This window comes from Streptomyces sp. VRA16 Mangrove soil (assembly GCF_017377775.1).
Lineage (GTDB): Bacteria > Actinomycetota > Actinomycetes > Streptomycetales > Streptomycetaceae > Streptomyces.
Genome location: NZ_JAFVLN010000001.1, coordinates 859,743 through 879,178 on the forward strand (window position 1 = coordinate 859,743; position 19,436 = coordinate 879,178).

19 protein-coding genes are annotated in these 19,436 nt (G+C 73.1%); 10 read left to right on the forward strand and 9 right to left on the reverse strand.

Going from position 1 to position 19,436, the window contains the following annotated elements:
* The first annotated feature begins 96 nt into the window (after positions 1–96).
* Positions 97–1,086 (forward strand): SMP-30/gluconolactonase/LRE family protein, encoded by a 990-nt coding sequence (locus J3486_RS03800; RefSeq protein WP_207818467.1) that lies wholly within the window; start codon positions 97–99, stop codon positions 1,084–1,086.
* Positions 1,087–1,092: 6 nt separating this feature from the next.
* Here the strand turns inward: J3486_RS03800 and J3486_RS03805 are convergent, their stop codons facing one another.
* The 3 genes from J3486_RS03805 to J3486_RS03815 all read right to left on the reverse strand — a co-directional run bounded on the left by J3486_RS03805 (position 1,093) and on the right by J3486_RS03815 (position 3,418).
* Positions 1,093–1,836 carry a dienelactone hydrolase family protein gene (locus J3486_RS03805; protein ID WP_207818468.1) on the reverse strand — a complete coding sequence of 248 codons (744 nt, stop codon included), beginning with the start codon at positions 1,834–1,836 and terminating at the stop codon, positions 1,093–1,095.
* Positions 1,837–1,995: 159 nt separating this feature from the next.
* Complete coding sequence (locus tag J3486_RS03810; protein ID WP_207818469.1) at positions 1,996–2,817, reverse strand: SigB/SigF/SigG family RNA polymerase sigma factor; 822 nt, start codon at positions 2,815–2,817, stop codon at positions 1,996–1,998.
* Positions 2,818–3,064: 247 nt separating this feature from the next.
* On the reverse strand, positions 3,065–3,418 hold the full coding sequence (locus tag J3486_RS03815; RefSeq protein ID WP_207818470.1) for an STAS domain-containing protein: 354 nt from the start codon (positions 3,416–3,418) through the stop codon (positions 3,065–3,067).
* A gap of 348 nt (positions 3,419–3,766) precedes the next feature.
* Between J3486_RS03815 and J3486_RS03820 the strand changes: the two genes are divergently transcribed.
* The gene (locus J3486_RS03820; protein WP_207818471.1) at positions 3,767–4,636 is read left to right on the forward strand and encodes a SigB/SigF/SigG family RNA polymerase sigma factor; all 870 of its coding nucleotides are present in this window, start codon (positions 3,767–3,769) and stop codon (positions 4,634–4,636) included.
* Positions 4,637–4,647: 11 nt separating this feature from the next.
* On the opposite strand, the gene J3486_RS03825 is transcribed toward J3486_RS03820, so the two are convergent.
* A complete protein-coding gene (locus J3486_RS03825) occupies positions 4,648–5,766 on the reverse strand; it encodes a glutamate--cysteine ligase (RefSeq protein WP_207818472.1) in 1,119 nt (372 codons plus the stop codon).
* Positions 5,767–5,953: 187 nt separating this feature from the next.
* Between J3486_RS03825 and J3486_RS03830 the strand changes: the two genes are divergently transcribed.
* Positions 5,954–6,406: an ATP-binding protein gene (locus J3486_RS03830; protein WP_207818473.1), complete on the forward strand. Its 453-nt coding sequence runs from the start codon at positions 5,954–5,956 to the stop codon at positions 6,404–6,406.
* Positions 6,407–6,448: 42 nt separating this feature from the next.
* On the opposite strand, the gene J3486_RS03835 is transcribed toward J3486_RS03830, so the two are convergent.
* Together J3486_RS03835 and J3486_RS03840 are read right to left on the reverse strand one after the other, a co-directional pair.
* Entirely contained in the window at positions 6,449–6,763 is a 315-nt protein-coding gene (locus J3486_RS03835) for a hypothetical protein (protein WP_207818988.1), read from the reverse strand.
* Between the two features lie 129 nt (positions 6,764–6,892).
* On the reverse strand, positions 6,893–7,459 hold the full coding sequence (locus tag J3486_RS03840) for a DUF4383 domain-containing protein (protein WP_207818474.1): 567 nt from the start codon (positions 7,457–7,459) through the stop codon (positions 6,893–6,895).
* A gap of 197 nt (positions 7,460–7,656) precedes the next feature.
* Between J3486_RS03840 and J3486_RS03845 the strand changes: the two genes are divergently transcribed.
* The gene (locus J3486_RS03845; protein WP_207818475.1) at positions 7,657–9,147 is read left to right on the forward strand and encodes a cryptochrome/photolyase family protein; all 1,491 of its coding nucleotides are present in this window, start codon (positions 7,657–7,659) and stop codon (positions 9,145–9,147) included.
* A 9-nt stretch (positions 9,148–9,156) separates the two neighbouring features.
* On the opposite strand, the gene J3486_RS03850 is transcribed toward J3486_RS03845, so the two are convergent.
* Together J3486_RS03850 and J3486_RS03855 are read right to left on the reverse strand one after the other, a co-directional pair.
* Positions 9,157–10,398: an NAD(P)/FAD-dependent oxidoreductase gene (locus J3486_RS03850; protein WP_207818476.1), complete on the reverse strand. Its 1,242-nt coding sequence runs from the start codon at positions 10,396–10,398 to the stop codon at positions 9,157–9,159.
* A 97-nt stretch (positions 10,399–10,495) separates the two neighbouring features.
* Positions 10,496–11,479: a MerR family transcriptional regulator gene (locus J3486_RS03855; RefSeq protein ID WP_207818477.1), complete on the reverse strand. Its 984-nt coding sequence runs from the start codon at positions 11,477–11,479 to the stop codon at positions 10,496–10,498.
* A 220-nt stretch (positions 11,480–11,699) separates the two neighbouring features.
* Here J3486_RS03855 and J3486_RS03860 point away from each other — a divergent pair, with 220 nt between their 5' ends.
* From J3486_RS03860 to J3486_RS03875, 4 genes are all read left to right on the forward strand, one after another.
* Complete coding sequence (locus tag J3486_RS03860) at positions 11,700–12,317, forward strand: sigma-70 family RNA polymerase sigma factor (protein WP_207818478.1); 618 nt, start codon at positions 11,700–11,702, stop codon at positions 12,315–12,317.
* A gap of 189 nt (positions 12,318–12,506) precedes the next feature.
* Complete coding sequence (locus J3486_RS03865) at positions 12,507–12,911, forward strand: BatC protein (protein WP_207818479.1); 405 nt, start codon at positions 12,507–12,509, stop codon at positions 12,909–12,911.
* A complete protein-coding gene (locus tag J3486_RS03870; RefSeq protein WP_207818480.1) occupies positions 12,908–14,113 on the forward strand; it encodes a cupin domain-containing protein in 1,206 nt (401 codons plus the stop codon). Before J3486_RS03865 ends, J3486_RS03870 begins: the two co-directional genes overlap by 4 nt.
* A 1-nt stretch (position 14,114) precedes the next feature.
* On the forward strand, positions 14,115–15,026 hold the full coding sequence (locus J3486_RS03875; RefSeq protein ID WP_207818481.1) for a sucrase ferredoxin: 912 nt from the start codon (positions 14,115–14,117) through the stop codon (positions 15,024–15,026).
* A gap of 203 nt (positions 15,027–15,229) precedes the next feature.
* On the opposite strand, the gene J3486_RS03880 is transcribed toward J3486_RS03875, so the two are convergent.
* Positions 15,230–15,904 carry a class I SAM-dependent methyltransferase gene (locus J3486_RS03880; protein ID WP_207818482.1) on the reverse strand — a complete coding sequence of 225 codons (675 nt, stop codon included), beginning with the start codon at positions 15,902–15,904 and terminating at the stop codon, positions 15,230–15,232.
* Positions 15,905–16,042: 138 nt separating this feature from the next.
* Here J3486_RS03880 and J3486_RS03885 point away from each other — a divergent pair, with 138 nt between their 5' ends.
* The gene (locus J3486_RS03885) at positions 16,043–17,065 is read left to right on the forward strand and encodes a PHP domain-containing protein (RefSeq protein WP_207818483.1); all 1,023 of its coding nucleotides are present in this window, start codon (positions 16,043–16,045) and stop codon (positions 17,063–17,065) included.
* Between the two features lie 116 nt (positions 17,066–17,181).
* The gene (locus J3486_RS03890; RefSeq protein WP_207818484.1) at positions 17,182–19,365 is read left to right on the forward strand and encodes a hypothetical protein; all 2,184 of its coding nucleotides are present in this window, start codon (positions 17,182–17,184) and stop codon (positions 19,363–19,365) included.
* The last annotated feature ends 71 nt before the right edge of the window (positions 19,366–19,436 follow it).

Here is a 19,436-nt window from a genome sequence, read left to right on the forward strand (position 1 = left end):
CCGCAGCAGCGAGGGCACCCGCTCCCCGGCCCGTCACCCGTCACAACTCCCGGAGGACCGTATGACGTTGCGTACGCCCGACCGACGGCCGACCGCATGAGGGCCCTGCGCGTGCCGCCCCAGCCCCTGGTCGTGCGGCGCCGTGTCCCGGTGGGCGACGGGCCCGAGCACGTCGCGCCGGACGGACGCGGGGGAGTGGTCACCGGCATCGAGGACGGCCGCATCCTGCGCGTCGGGGTGACACCGCCCTACGCCGTCGGACAGATCGGGCGGGTGCCCGGACGGCCGTTGGGGCTTGCGGTGCTGCCCGACGGCGGGCTGCTGGTGTGCGACGCCGAGGCCGGGCTGTTGCGGCTGCCGCCGGACGGCGGCCGCGCCGAGGTGCTCGCGGACCGGGTGGCCGGGCGGCCGCTGCGCGTGTGCAGCAACGTCGCCGTCGCCACGGGCGGCACCCTCTACTTCACCTCCTCCAGCAGCCGCAACCCGCTCTCCCACTGGCGGGCCGACCTGACGGGACGCACCGCCACGGGCCGCCTGATGCGGCTTGAGCCCGGTGGGGAACCCGAAGTCCTCGCCGACGGGCTGGAGTTCGCGAACGGGGTCGTGCTCTCCGAGGACGGCACGCATCTCGTCGTAGCCGAGACGGGGGCACGTCGGCTCCTGTGCCACTGGCTGACCGGGCCGCGCGCCGGAGAGACGGAAAGGTGGCGGGACCGGCTGCCCGGCTACCCGGACAACCTCACCACCAGCCCCTCGGGAGACGTCTGGGTGGCACTCGCCGCACCCGTCAACCCTCTTCTGGAATCGGCCCGTCGACTGCCCCGGCACGCCCGCGGCGCGGCGGCGGCGGCCGCACAACGGGTCCGGCCGCCGCTGCCGCGGGTGGCCCGTGTCCTCGCGTTCGCCCCGACCGGAGAGATCCGCCACGACCTGCGGCGCACCGGCATCGGCTGCCGCATGATCACCAGTGTCGCCGAGACCGCCGGCGTGCTGGTCCTCGGCAGTCTGATGGAGCGTCATCTCACGGTGTGCGAACCGCCCCTGCCCGTCCCCCGGGACGACGAGGCCCCGGCGGACGGGCACTGACCTCGGTCAGGATCCCGCGCGCTCGACCAGCGTGCGCCGCAGCAGGGGCAGCAGCCGCTCCCAGTGCCGTCGCAGCCCGTCGGCGTCGAAGGCCTGGGTGTCGGACATGGTGAAGCCGTGGACGGTGCCCGGGTAGATCTCCGAGATGTGCCGGACCCCCGCCGCGTCCAACGCGGAGTTGAGCTCGTCGAGGGCCTCCGGCGTCAGATCGGTCGCGGCATGACCGAAGTGCGCCTCGGCGGTGAGCGTGCCGAAGGACTCGGGCCCGTCGGCGCCCACCGGGGCGTGGAACGCGGCGAGCGCGGCCACCCGGTCGGGATGGGCCGTGGCGGTGCGCAGCGCCAGCAGGCCGCCGATGCAGTAGCCGGTGACCGCGACCGGCCCGTCGGTGACCTCGGGCTGCGCCGTGAGATACGCGAGGAACGCCTCGGCGTCGCTCAGGGTGCGCTCGACGGTGTGCGCCGCGACCAGGGGCATGACCTGAGCCATGACCGCCGGCCGGTCCTCCTCCCCGATGAACGCGGGAAGCGCGACCACCGGTGCCCGGCCGTGCCGGTAGAAGAAGTTGGGGACGAGCACGTAGTACCCGTGCCTGGCGAGTTCGCGGGCCAACTCCCGCACCACGGAGCGGAGTCCGAGACCGTCCGCGTACATCAGCACCCCGGGGTGCCGCTCGCCGTTGTCGGGAAGAACGGCGAACGCGTCGGCCTGTCCGTCGGCGGTGGGAATCTGCAGTGTCTTGGTGAGCAAGGAACTTCCTGTCGTGTCGAGGAGGTTGAGCAGAACCCTTGGTCGACACGACGGAGGCGGAGCCCGCGCGGCGCTCAGTGAGGCACCGGGTCGCCGCATCGTGAGTGGCGCAAGGCCGTCCCGGTCGTCATGGCGGTGAGCCTAGCCGACCGCGCCGGTTCAGGCCGCCTCGACCCGGTCGCGGACCCGGGCACAGCTGCGGGCGATGAGACGCGACACGTGCATCTGGGAGATCTTGAACCGCTCGGCGATCCTGGACTGGGTCATGTCCTCGAAGAACCGCAGATACAGGATGGCGCGCTCGCGCTCCGGCAGTTCGCGCAGTCCCGCCTTCACGGCCTCACGGTCCACGACGATGTCGTACGCCGGGTCCTGCGCGCCCAGCGTGTCGGTGAGGCTGAACCCGTCCCCGTTCGCGTCGAACTGCGTGTCCAGGGACAGCGCGCTGTAGCTCTCCAGCGCCTCCAGGCCCTCACGGACCTGGTCCGTGCTGAGCCGGGTGCGCTCGGCGAGCGCCGCGAGGGACGGCTCACCCTGCACCTCGGGACCGTTCATCAGGTCGCGGCGCGCGACCCGCACCTTGTTGCGAAGCTCCTGGACGCGCCGGGGCACGCGCACGTCCCACATCCGGTCGCGGAAATGGCGTCGCAGCTCACCGGTGATGGTGGGCACCGCATAGCTCTCGAACGCGCCACGGTCCGGCTGGTAGCGGCGCACGGCCTTGAGGAGCCCCATGGCGGCGATCTGCTGCAGGTCCTCCAGGCTCTCGCCCTTGTTGCGGAAGCGGCCCGCGATGCGGTGCGCCATCGGCAGCCAGGACTCGACGAGCCGGGCTATGAGCGCCTGACGCTCCTCGCCCTCGGGCAGCGTCACGAGCCGGGCGAACTGCGCAGCCGTCGCGGGCGCGTCGTCGTGCGGGTGACGGGTCGGGGTGGCGGGCGCCGTGGCGGTGGACGTCTGTGCGGCGTGAGAAGTAGGCATCAGCGATCCTCGGGGGCAGTCAGCAGTGGCGGCGGGCCGACCCGACTCCCTTGTAGGCAGGGCAGTCGACGAACGGTCCCGATGGCGCGCCTCCGGTCCGAAGCACGGGATCCGCTTGCCCGGGGCGTTCGTACCCAAACAGGGCGGACACGGATCCGGGGGAACGGACGTGAATCGGGGAGAACCGGGCCGTGCCGGGGAGCACGCTCGCCGGACGGACGCACGGCTCCCGGACCGCGGGTACCACTCAGCCGTCGGTCTGTGCGGCGGCCACCGCGGCCGTGACATCGGCGTGCATCTCGAACACCTCGGCCGTGCCGGTGAGTTCCAGCACCCGCAGCATCTGCGCGGGCACGTCCACGAGCATCAGACGCCGCCACGCCCGTGCGTTCAGCAGATGGTTGAGCAGCGAGGAGTCGGCGAAGCGCAGGTCGCCCAGGTCCATGACGAGCGGTCCGGGCTGTTCGCGCAGCCCCTGCGCGGTCGCCTCGGCCAGGGCGTCGAGGGCGGTGCAGTCGACGTCACCCGAGACCTCGATCAACCAGATCGGGCCGTGCTGACCGGAATGGATGACAGGGGGGTGTTCATCGGCGGGCTGCATGAGTACGTACGACCTCGTGACACGGTGAAGGCGGGCAGGATCGGCCGTCGGCCCACCGCATGTCGCCGTCCGGAACGGCGCGGGGCGCGCACAGCCGTCGCGCCTGCTGTCCCAAGCGCCGCGTTCACCTTAGCCGACCCCTGTTCGTGAGAGGCGGCGGCGGTTCCGCCACCTGCGCGAACGACCACGCCAGGACCGTGGAGCCCGCACTCCGCAGAGCCGGTCGGCCCGGACAGGACTCGCCGGGGAGTTTCCCGAACTACCTTGACGATCATTGTGAATGCTTGCCGACTTCGGGGGTACAGGAGGGAACGTCGCAGCTCAGCCACCGCAGAGGGGGACACACTCATGATCGCCGTGACGGCACACGAGCAGAACGCGCAGGCCGCACCGAGCACAGCGCAGGAGCTTGTGGACCGCGCGTACGCCGACCCCACGTCCATCGCGCCCAAGGACGCGAGGGCCGTGGGCAAGCATTTCTTCGATCGGCTGACCCGCCTTGAGGAGGGCACGCACGAGTACCAGTACGTGCGCAACGTGCTGATCGAGATGAACCTCTCTCTCGTGCAGTACGCGGCCTCGCGCTTCAAGCACCGCGGGCCGCAGGAGATGGAGGACATCGTCCAGGTCGGCACGATCGGCCTGATCAAGGCGATCGACCGGTTCGAGCTGACCCGCGAGGTCGAGTTCACCTCGTTCGCCGTCCCGTACATCACCGGTGAGATCAAGCGGTTCTTCCGTGACACCACCTGGGCCGTGCACGTGCCGCGCCGCCTCCAGGAGGCCCGGGTCGAGCTGGCCAGGGCCACCGACGAACTGCGCAGCCGTCTGGGCCGTTCCCCGACGACACAGGAGCTCTCGGAGCTGATGCAGCTCGACCCGGGTGAGGTCGCCGAGGTGCAGAAGGCGGTCAACGGCTACAACGCCGTGTCGCTCGACGCCGCGGTGATGGGCAAGGACGACGAGTCCGAGACCGCCCTCGCCGACTTCATCGGCTTCGACGAGGAACGCTTCGAACTCGTCGAGAACTTCCACGCGTTGGCGCCGATCGTCGCGGACCTGAGCGAGCGAGATCGGCAGCTGGTCCATCTCCGGTTCGTGGAGGAGCGGACGCAGCAGCAGATCGCCGACGTGCTGGGCTGCTCGCAGATGCACGTCTCACGGCTCATCTCCCGTGTGCTGGCCAAGCTGCGCAGCGCCCTGATGACCACGTCGTAGCCGTCACAGCGTCACAGGCCCCCATGGGTGCGCCGCACGCAGTCCGCGACCACGTCGCGCAGGCTGCCGGTGCGGCGCATCACGGCGCGTTGGACGACGGCGCCGTTGCCCTCGCGCAGCAGCCGCGTCAGCCGCTCGCGGGCCTCGTCGAAGTCACCCGCGTCGTCCAGTGCGGGCCGCACGTGCTCCAGCAGGGACCGGGCGGCCTGGGCGGCGGGCACCGGACGCATGTCCAGCGGGCTCACCAGCTCGCCGTCGAGGCCCGAGCGGCCGGCCCGCCAGGTCGCGAGCCGCAGCAGCGTCACCGGGTGCGGCGGAGCGGGCTCCCCGGCCCGCCACGCGCGTGCCGCCGTCTCGACCAGTCCGCGGACGAGCATGGCATGCAGCACCGTCGTCGACGGTTCGAGGCAGACGTCGGCGACGCGCACCTCGACGGTGGGGTGATCCGCGGAGAGCCGGGCGTCGAAGTAGACCATTCCCGGATCCCGCAGGACACCGCTGGCGACCATCGCGCGGATCTGCTCGTGGTAATCGGCCGCGTCGGCGAAGAGCTCGACGGGGCCCGCGGAGGGCCAGCGGCCCCACACTCGGCTGCGGTAGCTGCTGTATCCGGAGTCCTTGCCCTGCCAGAAGGGCGAGTTGGCGCTCAGCGCGGTCAGCACGGACAGCCAGGGACGGATCCGGTTGAGCACCGCCACGCCCTCCTCGTCGGAGTCCACGGAGACATGCACGTGGCAGCCGCACGTGAGCTGCTCCTGCGTGGTGATGCCGTACTCGTCGGTGAGCCACCGGTACCGGGGACCCGTACCGACGGTGGGGTTCACCGGCAGCGGCGACGTGGCCAGGGCGACCGCTGCCGCGCCGACGCGGTCGGCGTGCTCCGCGGCGGCCGTGCGCCGGCGGACGATCTCCTCGGAGAGCTCCGCCGTCGACCGGTGCGGACGCGTGTTGAACTCCAGCTGTTCGCGATGGAGTTCGGCCTCGAAAGAGCCGGTCGTGGTGTCACCGGCGGCGCCTTCGCCCTCGTCGTCGCGGTCGGCCATCGCAAGCACCGCACCCGACAGGGCCTGCGGCTCGCCGCTCTCGCGGTCGACGAGCAGCAGTTCCTCCTCCACACCTACACTGCGCATTCGTCACGACTCCCGTTGTTTGTCCTCTATGTTGAGGTGCAGGTGTCCCGTCGGCCACTCGCCGAAACCGAGCGGGGAAGGCGCCGCGCGTCCTCGGGTGTGACGCTCGGTCGTGGAGTCTGTGAGGATCATGAGGAACAGACGTACGGATGTGGCCGAATGAGAGCGGGATGAGAGAATGCCGGGCATGTCCGCGCCGCACAGCCGAGAGGTGAGCGCGCTCCCCGACCGGGAGGCGCACCGCGATGCCTCCCCGGCCCTCACCCCGCTGAACCTGACGGGAGCACAGGCCCGTGCCCGGGTGCGCGCGGCCGTAGAGCGGTGCGCGGCGGCCCATGGCCTGGACGCTGCCCCTGCGGTGCGGCTGGCCGATGCCGAGCTGGTCTGCTCGGAGCTGGTGTCCAACGCGTTCCGGCACGGTGGCGGCCTGATGTGGTTCCAGGTCCGCGTCGAGGGGCGTGAGGTGGCCGTCGAGGTCGGCGACGCGAGCTCCGCCGTGCCCGTCTCTCCCGAGCGCGCCGGTGCGGAACCGGGCGGGTTCGGCTGGGCCCTGGTCGGGAAGGTCACCACGCGGACGGCGGTGGGAACGCTGCCGGACGGCCGGGGCAAGATCATCACGGCGTGGCTGCCGGTCTGCTGAGCGCCCCGGAACGTCCGGAACCAACCCGTTCCGGGCGCGGGTTCACTCGTACATGCCGGTGCCGAGACGGCCCAGCGCGGCGGCGCCGGGCAGACCGCAGTACCCGACGAGCCGGTGCTCGGGGAAGACCCGGCGCCCGCCCCGGGGCAGTTCCGGGCGGCGCCGGGTGGGCCGGGGCGAGGCGGTGGGGGAGGAGGACCGCGCAGGCAGAGCGGTGCGTGAGCGGCGCGGAGTGTCCTGCGCGGTGTCCGCGCTCCCGCATCCCGCGAGACCCGTGACACCCGCCGCGACCGCGGCGCCGAGCCACGAGCGCCGCGGAAGGCGACCGGTCCTGTCCGGGGCTCCGCTCGATCCCACCCTGTCTCCTCTCCGCCGCGCAGTGCGCGACCGGTCGGCCCGGATCACCGGACAGCGGTGATCATCGTCGGCCGTGCGCCTTGCCGAACCGTGCGCGGCGAAACGTACCGGCCTGCGCGGGCGGGCCGGTCAGTTCCGGACGGAGCGGACGGCGGGCGCCGTCGTGGAGCCGGGCGCCCCGGTGAGGGCCGGCTGCGCGGCGCCCCGGCGGGCGGCCAGGGACTCGCGGGAGGCCTCACGCGGGTGCCGGCGGCGCCAGTACGGGTTGTCGTGCGGCAGCTTGCTCGACACACGCCCGTACATGCCGAAGCAAGCGATGAGCAGCCCCATCACGAAGCTGAACATCACGTTCGACATGCCGAATCCCAGGACGTTGGCGGGCCGGTCCAGGACGAAGAGGTGGAAGAAGCCGCTGAGGACGAACAGGATGCCGACGGTCATGTTCACGGTCGAGGCGACATTGCCCCCGACGACGGCACCGCCGATCAGGATCAGGGCCACGACGACCGAGATCAGGCTGAGCACCCCGTTGGTCGACATTCCCGCGATCCGGCTGCCATCCGTGTTGAACGGGCTCAGCTGATCCGCGAAGCCCAGACAGCCGAAGACCAGAAGGATCACGCCGCACAATCCAGCGCCGTACCGGTACACCTGGGCGAGCCGGTGGTCGACGGGCAGTTCATCGCGAAGCTTCATGACGCAATCTCCCTCGTTCGCAAGCGCCCCTCTCCCGGCCGAGCCGATGCTCGGCACGCTCGACCCCACTTCCGCGGTGATCGGGCAAACGGTTGCAGCGGCGCGGCGAACGCATCCGGGCAGCAGCGGCACACGGAAGGATCTGCGATGCCGCCGGGCGACCGGGGCCGGGGCGGCGCGAACGAGGAGACACCGCGATGACGGACCCCCACTGGCTCTTCGGCGACCAGCTCGGACCGCACTTCCTGCCGTCCGATCCGGATGTGCCCGTGGTCATGATCGAGGCGCTTTCGGTCCTGCGGCGCCGCCGCTTCCACCGCGCCAAGGCGCACCTGGTGCTGTCCGCGATGCGGCACCGCGCCGCCGAACTCGGTGACCGCGTCCGCTACGTCCGGGCCGAGACCTACCGGGACGGACTGCGCGAGGCGGTCGGTGACTCCCCGGTGACGGCGCACCACCCGACGTCGTACGCGGCACTGCGGCTGGTGAGATCGCTGGACCGCGTGACGGTGCTGCCCGCCCGGGGCTTCCTCGTCCCCCAGGACGCCTTCCGCGCCTGGGCCGACGGACACGACGGGCGACAGCTGCGCCAGGAGAACTTCTACCGGTGGGTGCGCCGGGAGCACGACCTCCTCATGGACGGGGACGGCCCGGCCGGCGGGCGATGGAACCACGACCACGACAATCGCGAACCGCCGCCCAAGGGGGAGCGCACCCTGGGCGCCCCGGCCCCCTACCGGCCCCGCGAGGACGAGATCGACGAAGAGGTGCGGCACGATCTGGACCGCTGGGAGCGCGAGGGCGCGGTGCGCTTCGTCGGCCGGGACGGCCCGCGCGGTTTCCCCGCGTCGCGGCGGGAGGCGCTCGCCGCGCTGCGACGGTTCGTCGAGCACCGGCTCGCCGGGTTCGGGCCGCACGAGGACGCGATGCTCGCGCAGGACCCCGTGATGAGCCACAGCCTGCTGTCGTCCTCGCTCAACCTCGGCCTGCTGGACCCCGCGGAGTGCGTCGAACGCGCCGAGGCCGCCTGGCGGGCGGGCCAGGCCCCGGTCCACAGTGTGGAGGGGTTCGTCCGGCAGATCGCGGGCTGGCGCGAGTACGTCTGGCAGCTCTACTGGTACTTCGGCGAGGACTACCGGCACCGCAACGCGCTGCGCCACCACGAGCCGCTCCCGGACTGGTTCCTCGAACTGGACGCGGACGCGGTGCACGCCCGCTGCCTGGCCACCACGCTGGCCCAGGTGCGCGACACCGGCTACACGCACCACATCCCCCGTCTGATGCTCCTCGGCAGCCACGCGCTCCAGCGCGGCTGGGACCCGGAGGCGGTGACCGACTGGTTCCACCGCTGCTTCGTCGACGGCTACGACTGGGTGATGGTCCCCAACGTCGTCGGCATGTCGCAGTACGCCGACGGCGGCCGCATGACGACCAAGCCGTACACGTCCGGCGGCGCGTACGTGAACCGGATGAGCGACCTGTGCGGCGGGTGCGCGTACCGGCCCACCGAGCGGACGGGCGAGCGGGCCTGCCCGTTCACCGCCGGGTACTGGGCCTTCCTGCACCGGCACCGGGCCCGTCTGGAGCACAACCCGCGGATGGCCCAGCCCGTGCGGGGCCTGGACCGGCTCACGGACCTCCAGGAGGTGCTGCGCGAGGACCGGGAGCGCCGGGACGCCCCGCCCTGACCTGCCCGGTCAGCGCCGCAGATCGTGCAGCACCTCGCGCGCGGCCCGCGCCCCGGAGGCCAGCGCGCCCTGCACGGAACCGGTCGCCCGGTGGTCCCCGCACACGTACTTGCCCGTCGCCACCCGCGTCGTGCGACTGAGCGGCTGCGGGGGCTCCATGGCGGGAAGCGCGTCCTCCACGGTGCGCACGGTCAGCAGGTCCCAGCCCGTCGTGTCCACGCCGTACGCGTCCGTGAGCGCGGCCCGCACCCCGCGCTCACGGCCCGCCGCGTCCCGGCCCAGCACGGACGTGGCGACGAGCGCGTGACCCGCCGGGGCGTAGCCGGGCACGACGTCGCTGAGCACACAGGTGTTGAGGAAGCGCCGCCGCGTGTCGACGAGCAGCGTCGGTTCGTCGAGGGGCGACGCCGGGGCGACGTGGAAGTACGTCGTCACGACGCGGTACGGCGGCAGCTCCACCTCGGGGAGCAGGGACGCGACGGATCCGGGACCGGTGGCGACGACGACGTGACGCGCCGGAAGCTCCCGTCCCTCGACGGTCGCCGCACCCTCGTCGGTGAGCCCGGCAACGGGACACTCCAGCTCGACGGCCTTCTCGGGGAGGGCGGCGGCCAGCGCCCGCGGGACCGCGCCGATGCCCTCGCCGGGCAGGCACAGCGTGCCCCGCAGCATGCTCCGCCACACCAGATGGAACATCCGCGCCGACGTCTCCAGGCCCTCCTCCAGGAACACCCCGGACAGGAACGGGCGGAACAGCCGCTCGACCAGCGCGTCGGAGATGCCCGCCGCGGAGAGCGCGGCCCGCGTGGTGGTCCCGGCGCGCCACTTGAGCAGGCGCGCGGGCAGCAGCATGTCGCGGCCGCACAGGAGCGCCAGGGCGGCCAGGTCGCGCGGTCCTGCCAACCGGCCGGGCAGCAGGTCCGGCAGGGTTCCCGGACGACGCGTCGGGTCGCTGAACCGGAAGCGCCCGGAGTCGTCGTGGACCAGGACCCCGGGGGTGAAGGGCCGAAGCCGCAGGTCCTTCAGGGCGAGGCGCCGACGGACCTGCGGATACGACGTGTTGAAGACCTGGAACCCGCGGTCCACCACGAAGCCGTCCACCCGGTCCGACCGCATCCGCCCGCCGACCTCGTCGCCGGCCTCCACGACCCGTACGCCGACGCCCGCGGCCAGCAGGTCCCGGGCACAGGCGAGCCCGGCGAGCCCGGCACCGATCACCAGGACGTCCGTGGGTTCTCCGAACACGGCCACGGAACCACCTCCCTCACCTCTCGGCACGGTGTGTGCCGCTTCCCAGGTGTTCGGCACGGCCCGCGTCCACGGATGCGCACAGGCGTCCCGGCGCCGCTCACGGACCGCGCAGGGCGGCGACCGCGTCGGTGAGGCTGTGCGGATACGAGGCCCCTTCCACGGACGCTCCCCGCCAGCCGGGCCCGGCGAGCTGGATCACGGGTCTGCGGCGGGCACCCTTGAGCCCCCACCCCGTCCGTACGAGATGGTCGGCGAGCGCCGCACTGGCCGAGGACCGGGTCTGGGACCACAGCGTCACCGCGGCCGGACCGGTGCGCTGCACCGCTTCCAGCAGCGCGTCGGCGGGGACGGCCGCGCCCAGCATCCGTACTGGGATCCCCTCGCCGACCAGGGCGGCGTGCACCGCCTCCAGCGGCAGGGTGTGCTGCTCGCCCGGCGTGCACGCCAGCAGCACGGGCGGGCCACCCCGGCGGGCCGGGCGCGGGACGAGGAAGGGTGCGGTGCGCAGGGCGGTGGACACGTGCCAGGACAGAAAGTGCTCGACCTCGACATAACGGTCGCCGCCCGTCTCCCACTTGCGGCCCACCGCGTGCAGGGTCGGCATCATCAGCTCCTCCCAGGCGGCGACGACCCCGTGCCCGCGCAGGAAGGAGTGCAGATGCTCCTCCACGGCGTCGGTGTCGAGCCGCACCGCCGCGCGTCCGAGACCACGGCACTCGGGACGCACCGGGCCCAGGCGGGGGTCGGACGCCTCGTCGGGGGAGGCGTCGTCGAGTGCCGGGTCGGCAGGGGGCTCGTCGTCCGACGGGGCCGCGCCACTCCTGGCCAGCCGGGCGGCCTCGCCGGGCGGCACCCCCTGGGCGGTCAGCCGGCACATGGTCTCCAGGACGGCGATGTCCTCGGGGGACCAGCGCCGGTGCCGCCCTTCGTTGCGGCGGGCCGGACCCAGGCCGTAGCGCCGGTCCCAGGAGCGCAGCGTCGTGGGCGACACGCCGAGACGCTGGGCGACCATGCCGGAGGTGAGCCGGGCGACGCCGTCGTCCGGTGCGTCCGGCCGCCGGCCGGTTTCGGGACGGTTCATGAGCCGAGCATATCGGTGCGGGATCGTTGCGCACCTGCTCCCTTTCGCTTCGGCCGGCGTGTCGACTGCGGTTCCGTCGTGTTCCAGGGCCGCCAATGACCGTAGAAAACAGAGGAACAGGATCGGCATCCGGCAAAACGATGCAACTACGTTGCATGTCGATGGCGTGACCTTTGATCGCGAGAGTTGACGCAGTAGCCGACGCCGAAGGGACAAGGTCATGCCTGCACTACTGACGACGGCGGAAGCCGCACCGGAGCAGCACCCGACCACGCGCACGGCCCAGGGCGAACTGACCGACGAGGAGCTCGCCGCAGGCCTGTCGGACGGCCGGGAGGCCTGCCTCGAAGGCGCCTACCGCCGCTGGGGCACGCTGGTCCACACTCTGGCGTACCGCTCGCTCGGCGACGCGCGCGAGGCGGAGGACGTCACGCAGCAGGTCTTCTTCGCCGCGTGGCGGGGTCGGGGCGGATTCGACCCGCGGCGCGGACAGCTCGGGGGCTGGCTCGTCGGCATCACGCGGCGCAAGATCGCCGACGCCCTGAGCCTGCGCACCCGGCGGGCCGAACTCGTCGGCGCCGCGGGCTCGGCGCTGGCGGTCGATGTGCCGGCCCGCGAGAGCGACGTCCAGCACGTGCTGGACAAGGTCGTCATCACCTGCGAACTCGCGCGCCTGCCCGGTCCGCAGCGCAGGGTCCTGGAGCTCACTTTCTACGACGACCTCACCCAGACGCAGATCGCGACCCTCACGGGCTGGCCCCTGGGCACCGTGAAGAGTCATGCAAGGCGCGGCATGCTCCGCCTGCGCGAGCAGCTCGGGAGCGCGGACGGCGGCTGAGCGCGGCACGGAACTCGTCGCCGTGCGGCTGTGAGCGGCACCGGGCTCCCCCTGGCATCCCGTCCCGCCCACCGGCTCATCGAGTGGAGTTGCTGGCGCGAGCGATGTGGGTGAGGTTGGTGAAGAGGGAGGGACACGGGGTACACGAGCGAACCAACCGGATCCCACCGCCCATTTCCAGGAGGAGACATGACGAACCCCGATCAGGACCCGAACCAGCAGGAGGGCCCCGCGGACGGAGGCGCCGCGGGCGTGCCCGGTGTCCATGACGGTGGCGCCGACGGTGGCGCCGAAGGTCCTGCGGACGGCGGTGCCGCGGGCGTTCCGGGAGTGCAGGACGGCGGCGCTGACGGCGGGGCGGAGGGCCCCGCGGACGGTGGCGCCGCGGGCGTGCCCGGTGTCCATGACGGGGGTGCGGACGGTGGCGCCGAAGGTCCTGCGGACGGCGGTGCCGCGGGCGTACCCGGTGTCCATGACGGGGGTGCGGACGGTGGCGCCGAAGGTCCTGCGGACGGGGGCGCGTCGGGTGTGCCCGGTGTGCATGACGGAGGTGCCGACGGCGCGGCCGACGACGAGTCGGGCAGGGCCGTTTGACCAGCTCGCCGGCAAGGCTCCGGGACGCCGACACCCCACCGGGCGTCGGCGTCCTCGGCACGCTGCTGACCGACCTGGACCGACAGGAGTTCGCCCGCGACCACTGGGGGCGCTCACCCCTGCTGACCCGCGGGGCAAGCGACTTCAGCGACCTGTTCTCCGCCGACGCCGTCGACGAACTGATCTCCCGGCGCGGTCTGCGCACCCCCTTCCTGCGCGTCGCCAAGAACGGTGCCACGCTCCCGGCGTCGTCGTTCACCGCCCCTGCGGGCGTCGGCGCGACCGTCGCGGACCAGGCCGACGACACCGCCCTGTGGCGCAGTTTCGCCGACGGCGCGACCCTCGTCCTCCAGGCACTGCACCGCACTTGGGAGCCGGTCGCCGACCTCACCGCGCGGCTCGGCACGGAGCTGGGGCACCCGGTGCAGGCCAACGCCTACGTCACGCCGCCGCAGAACCGCGGGTTCGACGACCACTACGACGTCCACGACGTCTTCGTCGTACAGATCGAAGGCACCAAACGCTGGATCATCCATGAGCCGGTGCGGCGCGACCCCCTGCGCGACGAACCCTGGACCGAGCGGCGCTCCGAGGTCGAGGAGGCCGCCAAGAGCGACGCCCACCTCGACACGGTCCTCGCCCCGGGCGACGTCCTCTACCTGCCGCGGGGCTGGCTGCACGCCGCACAGGCGCAGGGCGCGGTCTCGATCCACCTGACGCTCGGCGTCCACACCTGGACCCGCCACGCCCTGGCCGAGCAACTCGCCCAAGCCGCGCTGGCGTTGTTGCGCGACGACCCCCAGATGCGCGAGTCCCTGCCGCTCGGCACCGAGGGACCGGCCGACGAACTCTCCCTGGTCCGCGAACGGCTCCTCGCCGCCCTGAGCCACACGGATCCGGCGCCCCTGTTCCACCGCGCCCGGCGCGGCCAGGCCCGCCCGGCGCCGCTCGGACCGCTGGCCCAGCTCCGCGCCGTCGACGGCCTCGGCCCCGACTCGCGCGTACGACTGCGCGGATCCCTCGAACCACGCCTGGAAGAGCGGCGGTTGCACACGCGAGTCGGCTGGCTCGACTTCCCGGAACCGGACCTGGCGGCCGTGCGCCACCTGCTCGACGGCCGGCCCCGCACCGCGGGCGAACTGGGCCTCGACCTCGTGGCCCGGCTCCTGCGCGTGGGCGTCCTGGTGCCCGACGGGCCATGACATGAGCGCGGCAGCACGGTTCTTCTGCGCCGACGCCGCCCGCCTGCGCAACGACCCGCCGGCGGGCACCGCCCCCTACGGTTCGACCTGGATCCTCGTCGAGTACCGAGGGGGCTGGCCGCCCAACGGCTTCGACGGCCTCCCCCTCGAACCGGAGACCAAACGCCACGTCTTCACCGCGGCACAGGCCCTGCGGGCCCGGATCCTGCTCGTCCGACGCCACGGGCGCCGCAGGCCCGACGGGCCGCAGCGATGGGCCGTCCTGCGGTACGCGGCCGACGGAGCGCACCGGCAGACCTGGGGCACCTGGCGGCGCGACGAGGATCTCGCCGGCATCGTCGCCGCCCTCGCCGCCCCCGGTGATCCGGCGGGCCCACCCGTCGTCCTGGTCTGCGCCCACGGTCTCCACGACGCCTGCTGCGCCGTGCGCGGGCGGCCCGTGGGACGCGCCCTGAGCGAGCGCTGGCCGGAACTGGTGTGGGAGTGCACGCACGTGGGCGGCGACCGGTTCGCCGCCAACGTCGTCGTCGTGCCCGACGGCGTCTACTACGGCAACCTCGACGCGGCCTCCGCCGTCCTCGCAGTCGCGGAACACCTGGCCGACCGTGTGCACGCCGACCACCTGCGTGGCTACACCGATCTCTTCCCGCCCCAGCAGGTCGCGGTGGCCGCCGTCCTCAGCCGCTTCGGACCCGCGGGACGGCACCACTACGCGATCCGGGAGACCACGCGCGACGGCGACCGCTGGCGCGTCCGCGTCACCGGCCCGACGCCCCGCTCGCCGGAGTACGACGTCGACGTACGCGCCCACCGGACCCCGCCACGACAACTGACCTGCCGGGGCCTGTCCATGAGTTCCACCGTCGTCTACGAAGCCCTGTCGATCGTGGCCCACGCGCCGGACAGCCCCTAGGGCGTGTTTCGAAAGTCCCGCCTGCCCCGCGGCGCCTGGCACGCACTCCCCCAGCCTTCGGCCGGGGGGGGGGGACCCCCTGCGGCGTTGCCGAAACGCCCGAATAGCTCCGCTATGAGGACGCTCCGGCGCCTTGCGATCGCACGCACCAGACGCCGCGGGGCCCGCCCTTCGGGCGGACGACGGGACTTTCGAAACACGCCCTAGTCTTGCCCAGATGCTTCGGGCTGCCGCTCGGGCTTACGGGCCAGGAGGCAGGCGCGCGGTCGGTGCACAAGACCGCCCGGCTCCTGCTCCAGCCGCGCGCTGACGACGAACCCCGCCCGGCCCAGCAGCGCGGCCACGCGGTCCAGGGGCAGCAGATGAGACTCGTAGGACACCGGCAGTCCGTAGCCGCTGGTCGGCCGCAGCCGCTCGTCGCCGACGTAGTCCCCCCAGAGCAGGAACCCGCCCGGTGCCAGCGTGCGGTGGAACTCGGCGAACACCTGCGGCAGCCACCGCGGCGGCGTGTGATGGGTGGAGTACCAGGCCAGGATGCCGCCGAGCGCACCGTCCGCCGTGTCCAGAGCCGACATCGCCCCCTCGGTGAAACGCAGCTCCGGATGGGCGTGACGGGCCAGCTCGATCATCTTCGGCGACAGATCGACGCCGAAGGCGGTGACGCCGAAGCCGGCCAGGTACGCCGTGATGCGGCCGGGGCCGCACCCCAGATCCGCGACCGGGCCAAGGCCGGCGGTCCGCACGTGCTCGGCGAACCCCGCCAGCATCGCGCGGGACAGCGGGTCCAACGCGGCCGGCGGCGGGACGCGTTCGACGTACACGGTGGCGACCGTGTCGTACGACTCCCGGACAGCGGTCAGAAAGGAGGGCTCGGTCATGCGCGCGACGCTAGGGCAGGGCACTGACAACCCGCGCGCGCGACGGCGCGAGATGCCTGCCGGGGAGACCTGCGTGACGCTGGAAGGACGACGCGGGAGCCGGGAGCGGCACCCGCGGGCCCTGAGGGAGATCATCAGATGGATCCGGTCGACGCGCTGCGCCGCATCGCGTTCCTGCTGGAGCGCGACCGCGCCCCGACCTACCGCGTCCGCGCCTTTCGCACCGCCGCCGCCGTACTCGCGGATCTTCCGGAGGCAGAGACGGCGGCCAGAGCGGCGAACGGCACGCTGGAGTCCCTCAGAGGGATCGGCCCCAAGACGGCGGGCGTCGTCCGCGACGCTCTGGCCGGGCGCGTACCGGCGTACCTGGAAGGGCTGGAGGAACGGGCCGGCACCCCGCTCGTGGCCGGCGACGCGGGGGCCCGGCTGCGAGCGCTGCTGCGCGGCGACTGTCATCTGCACTCCGACTGGTCCGACGGCGGCAGCACCATCGAGGAGATGGGCCGCGCCGCCCGCGACCTGGGCCACGAGTGGGCCGTGCTCACCGACCACTCGCCGCGCCTGACCGTGGCCAGGGGCCTGTCCGCCGAGCGGCTGCGCGACCAGCTCGACGTGGTCGCGGAACTGAACCGGCGCTGGGCGCCGTTCCGGCTGCTGACCGGGATCGAGTGCGACATCCTCGACGACGGCTCCCTCGACCAGGAACCGGAACTGCTCGACCGCCTCGACGTGGTCGTCGTGTCGGTCCACTCCAAACTGCGGATGGAGGCGCGGGCGATGACCCGGCGCCTGGTGGCCGCCGTCACCGACCCCCGGGCCGACGTCCTCGGCCACTGCACCGGACGGCTGGTGACCGGGCGCGGCAGGCCCGAGTCGGAGTTCGACGCCGACACGGTGTTCGCGGCGTGCGCCGAGGCGGGCACCGCCGTCGAGATCAACAGCCGCCCCGAGCGGCTCGACCCGCCGCGCCGACTCCTGCGGCGCGCCGTCGCCGCAGGCACCCTCTTCGCCGTGGACACCGACGCGCACGCGCCCGGACAGCTCGACTGGCAGCAGATCGGCTGCGCACGGGCGGAGGAGTGCGCAGTGCCGGACGACCGGGTCGTGACCACCTGGCCTGTCGACCGGCTGCTCGCCTGGACCCGGGAGAAGCAGACGTGACCCGCCGCCCCGCACCGTGAAGTCGGCCCGCCCGGGGCGCGGACAGGGGCCGCAGGCAGCATGATCGGGGGAGCGGGCACGTGCGCCGCGGCCCGCCCGGCGGAAGGAGAGGCCCCATGACGACGGCCGGGACACGGGGGACGGTTGCGCGCCGGCTGCTCCGTGCGGCGGCCTTCGTCCTCGCGGCCCTCGCCACCTTCTGCCTCGTCGCGGCCGCGAGCCTGCGCGCCACCCTGCTCGACCCCGGCTTCTACGCCTCCGCCCTCGACCGGGAGCGCGCCTACAACCGGCTCTACGACGAAGTCCTCGTCGACCCCCGGACGGCGCCCGTGACCCGGCAACTGCTCGCCCAGCTGCCGATCCCCGAGGCGCAGGTGACCTCCAACATCAAACTCGTCCTGCCGCCCGACACGGTCCGGGCGCTGGCCCGGCAGCAGATCGACGCCACCGTCGGCTACCTCAACGGCAGCCGGCCCGACCTGGACCTCACCGTCGACCTGCGTCCCGTCCTGGCCAACCTGGACGACCTCGCCCAGGTCTACCTCGGCGACCTGGTGGCCGGAGTGCAGAACCAGCCCGAACCGGACTTCGCACGGTTCGCCGCCGACCTGTCGGACGCCGTGCGCGAGCTCGCCGCCGGGCGCGCGCCCGAAGGCGTCCCCACTCTGACGCTCACCGAGAGCCAGACGCAGACCGTCACCGTCGCGCTCCTCGCGGCCGTGCCCGAGGACCGGCGCGCGGCGCTGCGCCCCGAGATCGAGACCGCGCTGGCCGACGGAGACGTGGGCACCGCCCTCGCGGCCGTCGCCGCGCAGGCCTCCACCGACCGCTCCGGCTCGGCCCTGCAGCACCTGCGGCAGATCCTCGACGGCGGCACCTGGGACCCCGCCCCGGCGCTCGCCGCGTCCGGCAACGACCTGCGCGCCGTGCACGACGTCCGGCCCTACACGGCGACCGGCGTCGGCCTGGTGGAAGTACTGGCCGCGGTGGCCCTCCTCCTGTGCCTGCTCGCCCTGTGGGTCACCGGCCCGCCGGAGCCGGGGAGCAGAGCGACGGCCCTGGCCTGGCCACTGCTCGGCGGCGCCCTACTGGTCGCCGTGGCCGTCGGCATCGGGGAACTGCTCGGCGACGGACGGGTCATCACCCCCTCCGGCTCCTGGCCGCCGTCCCTGAACCGGCTCGTGGACGACGTGCAGGCCCGCGCCCACGGCATGCTGATCCGCACCACGCTGCTCACCGCCCTGGTCGCCGTGGTCGTCGCCGCGGCGCTCCTGGTCGTGGGCCGCGTGCTCGACGAGCGGCGCGCCCGGCAGATCCCCGCCTGGCGCATCCGGGGCATCGGCCTCGCGGCCGCGGCCCTCGCCGTCACCGGCATCGTCGTGACCCCGCTGGTCACCGCCGGGTCCGCCCCGCGTCGCTGCCAGGGCAGCACCGCACTGTGCGGGCGCCCGTACGACGAAGTGGCCTATCTGACCACGCACAACGCGATGTCGACGACCGTCGACCGGTTCATCGGCCCGCTCCAGGACCCGAGCATCACCGCCCAACTGAACGACGGCGCACGCGCCCTGCAGCTCGACACCTACCGGTGGGAACGCCCCGAGGAGATCACCGCGCGCCTCGACGCCTCCGACTTCACGGCCGAGCAGAAGGAACTCGTCCGGCGCGCCGTCAACACGATCAACCCGCCCCGCGACGGACTGTGGCTGTGCCACGCCGTGTGCCGGGCCGGCGCCGTCGAACTCGTGCCGCAGCTGCGGGAGATCGGCGCCTGGATGCGGCAGAACCCCACGGAAGTGCTCACGCTGATCGTGCAGGACGCGATCACCGGCGCCGACACCGAAAAGGCCTTCCACGAGGCGGGCCTGGACAAGCTGCTGTACACCCCCGACGACGACCCCGACCACCCCTGGCCCACCCTGGGACAGATGATCGACGGCGGTCGGCGGCTCGTCGTCTTCGCCGAGGAGGCCGACGGCCCCGCCGCCTGGTACCGGAACTTCTACCGCTACGCCATGGAGACGCCGTTCGCCTTCCGCTCACCGGGCGCGATGAACTGCACCCCGCACCGCGGCGGCACCGGCAGACAGCTGTTCCTGCTCAATCACTTCATCACCGACAACGGCGGCAGCCGTATCGACGCGGGCACGGTCAACGCCCGGACGTTCCTGCTGGACCGGGCGCACCGGTGCGAGAGCGAGCGGGGCCACCCGGTCACCTTCGTCGCCGTCGACTACGCCACGATCGGCGACGCCCAGGGCGCCGTCGCCGCCCTCAACGCGGAGCGCTCCGACTCCTGAACCGAGGGCGGACCAGGAGTGCGTCGGAGGGCGGGTCTCCGTTTCCTGCGCCCGCGCGACGGTCTTGTGCA

Bases quoted from the DNA above. Each gene is read 5' to 3' on its own strand.
- J3486_RS03845 (WP_207818475.1), top strand. From the start codon at position 7,657: ATGACGGACCCCCACTGGCTCTTCGGCGACCAGCTCGGACCGCACTTC.
- J3486_RS03860 (WP_207818478.1), top strand. From the start codon at position 11,700: ATGCCTGCACTACTGACGACGGCGGAAGCCGCACCGGAGCAGCACCCG.
- J3486_RS03885 (WP_207818483.1), top strand. From the start codon at position 16,043: ATGGATCCGGTCGACGCGCTGCGCCGCATCGCGTTCCTGCTGGAGCGC.
- J3486_RS03855 (WP_207818477.1), bottom strand. From the start codon at position 11,479: ATGAACCGTCCCGAAACCGGCCGGCGGCCGGACGCACCGGACGACGGC.
- J3486_RS03880 (WP_207818482.1), bottom strand. From the start codon at position 15,904: ATGACCGAGCCCTCCTTTCTGACCGCTGTCCGGGAGTCGTACGACACG.
- J3486_RS03830 (WP_207818473.1), top strand. From the start codon at position 5,954: ATGTCCGCGCCGCACAGCCGAGAGGTGAGCGCGCTCCCCGACCGGGAG.
- J3486_RS03865 (WP_207818479.1), top strand. From the start codon at position 12,507: ATGACGAACCCCGATCAGGACCCGAACCAGCAGGAGGGCCCCGCGGAC.
- J3486_RS03815 (WP_207818470.1), bottom strand. From the start codon at position 3,418: ATGCAGCCCGCCGATGAACACCCCCCTGTCATCCATTCCGGTCAGCAC.
- J3486_RS03875 (WP_207818481.1), top strand. From the start codon at position 14,115: ATGAGCGCGGCAGCACGGTTCTTCTGCGCCGACGCCGCCCGCCTGCGC.
- J3486_RS03890 (WP_207818484.1), top strand. From the start codon at position 17,182: ATGACGACGGCCGGGACACGGGGGACGGTTGCGCGCCGGCTGCTCCGT.
- J3486_RS03810 (WP_207818469.1), bottom strand. From the start codon at position 2,817: ATGCCTACTTCTCACGCCGCACAGACGTCCACCGCCACGGCGCCCGCC.
- J3486_RS03825 (WP_207818472.1), bottom strand. From the start codon at position 5,766: ATGCGCAGTGTAGGTGTGGAGGAGGAACTGCTGCTCGTCGACCGCGAG.
- J3486_RS03820 (WP_207818471.1), top strand. From the start codon at position 3,767: ATGATCGCCGTGACGGCACACGAGCAGAACGCGCAGGCCGCACCGAGC.
- J3486_RS03800 (WP_207818467.1), top strand. From the start codon at position 97: ATGAGGGCCCTGCGCGTGCCGCCCCAGCCCCTGGTCGTGCGGCGCCGT.
- J3486_RS03840 (WP_207818474.1), bottom strand. From the start codon at position 7,459: ATGAAGCTTCGCGATGAACTGCCCGTCGACCACCGGCTCGCCCAGGTG.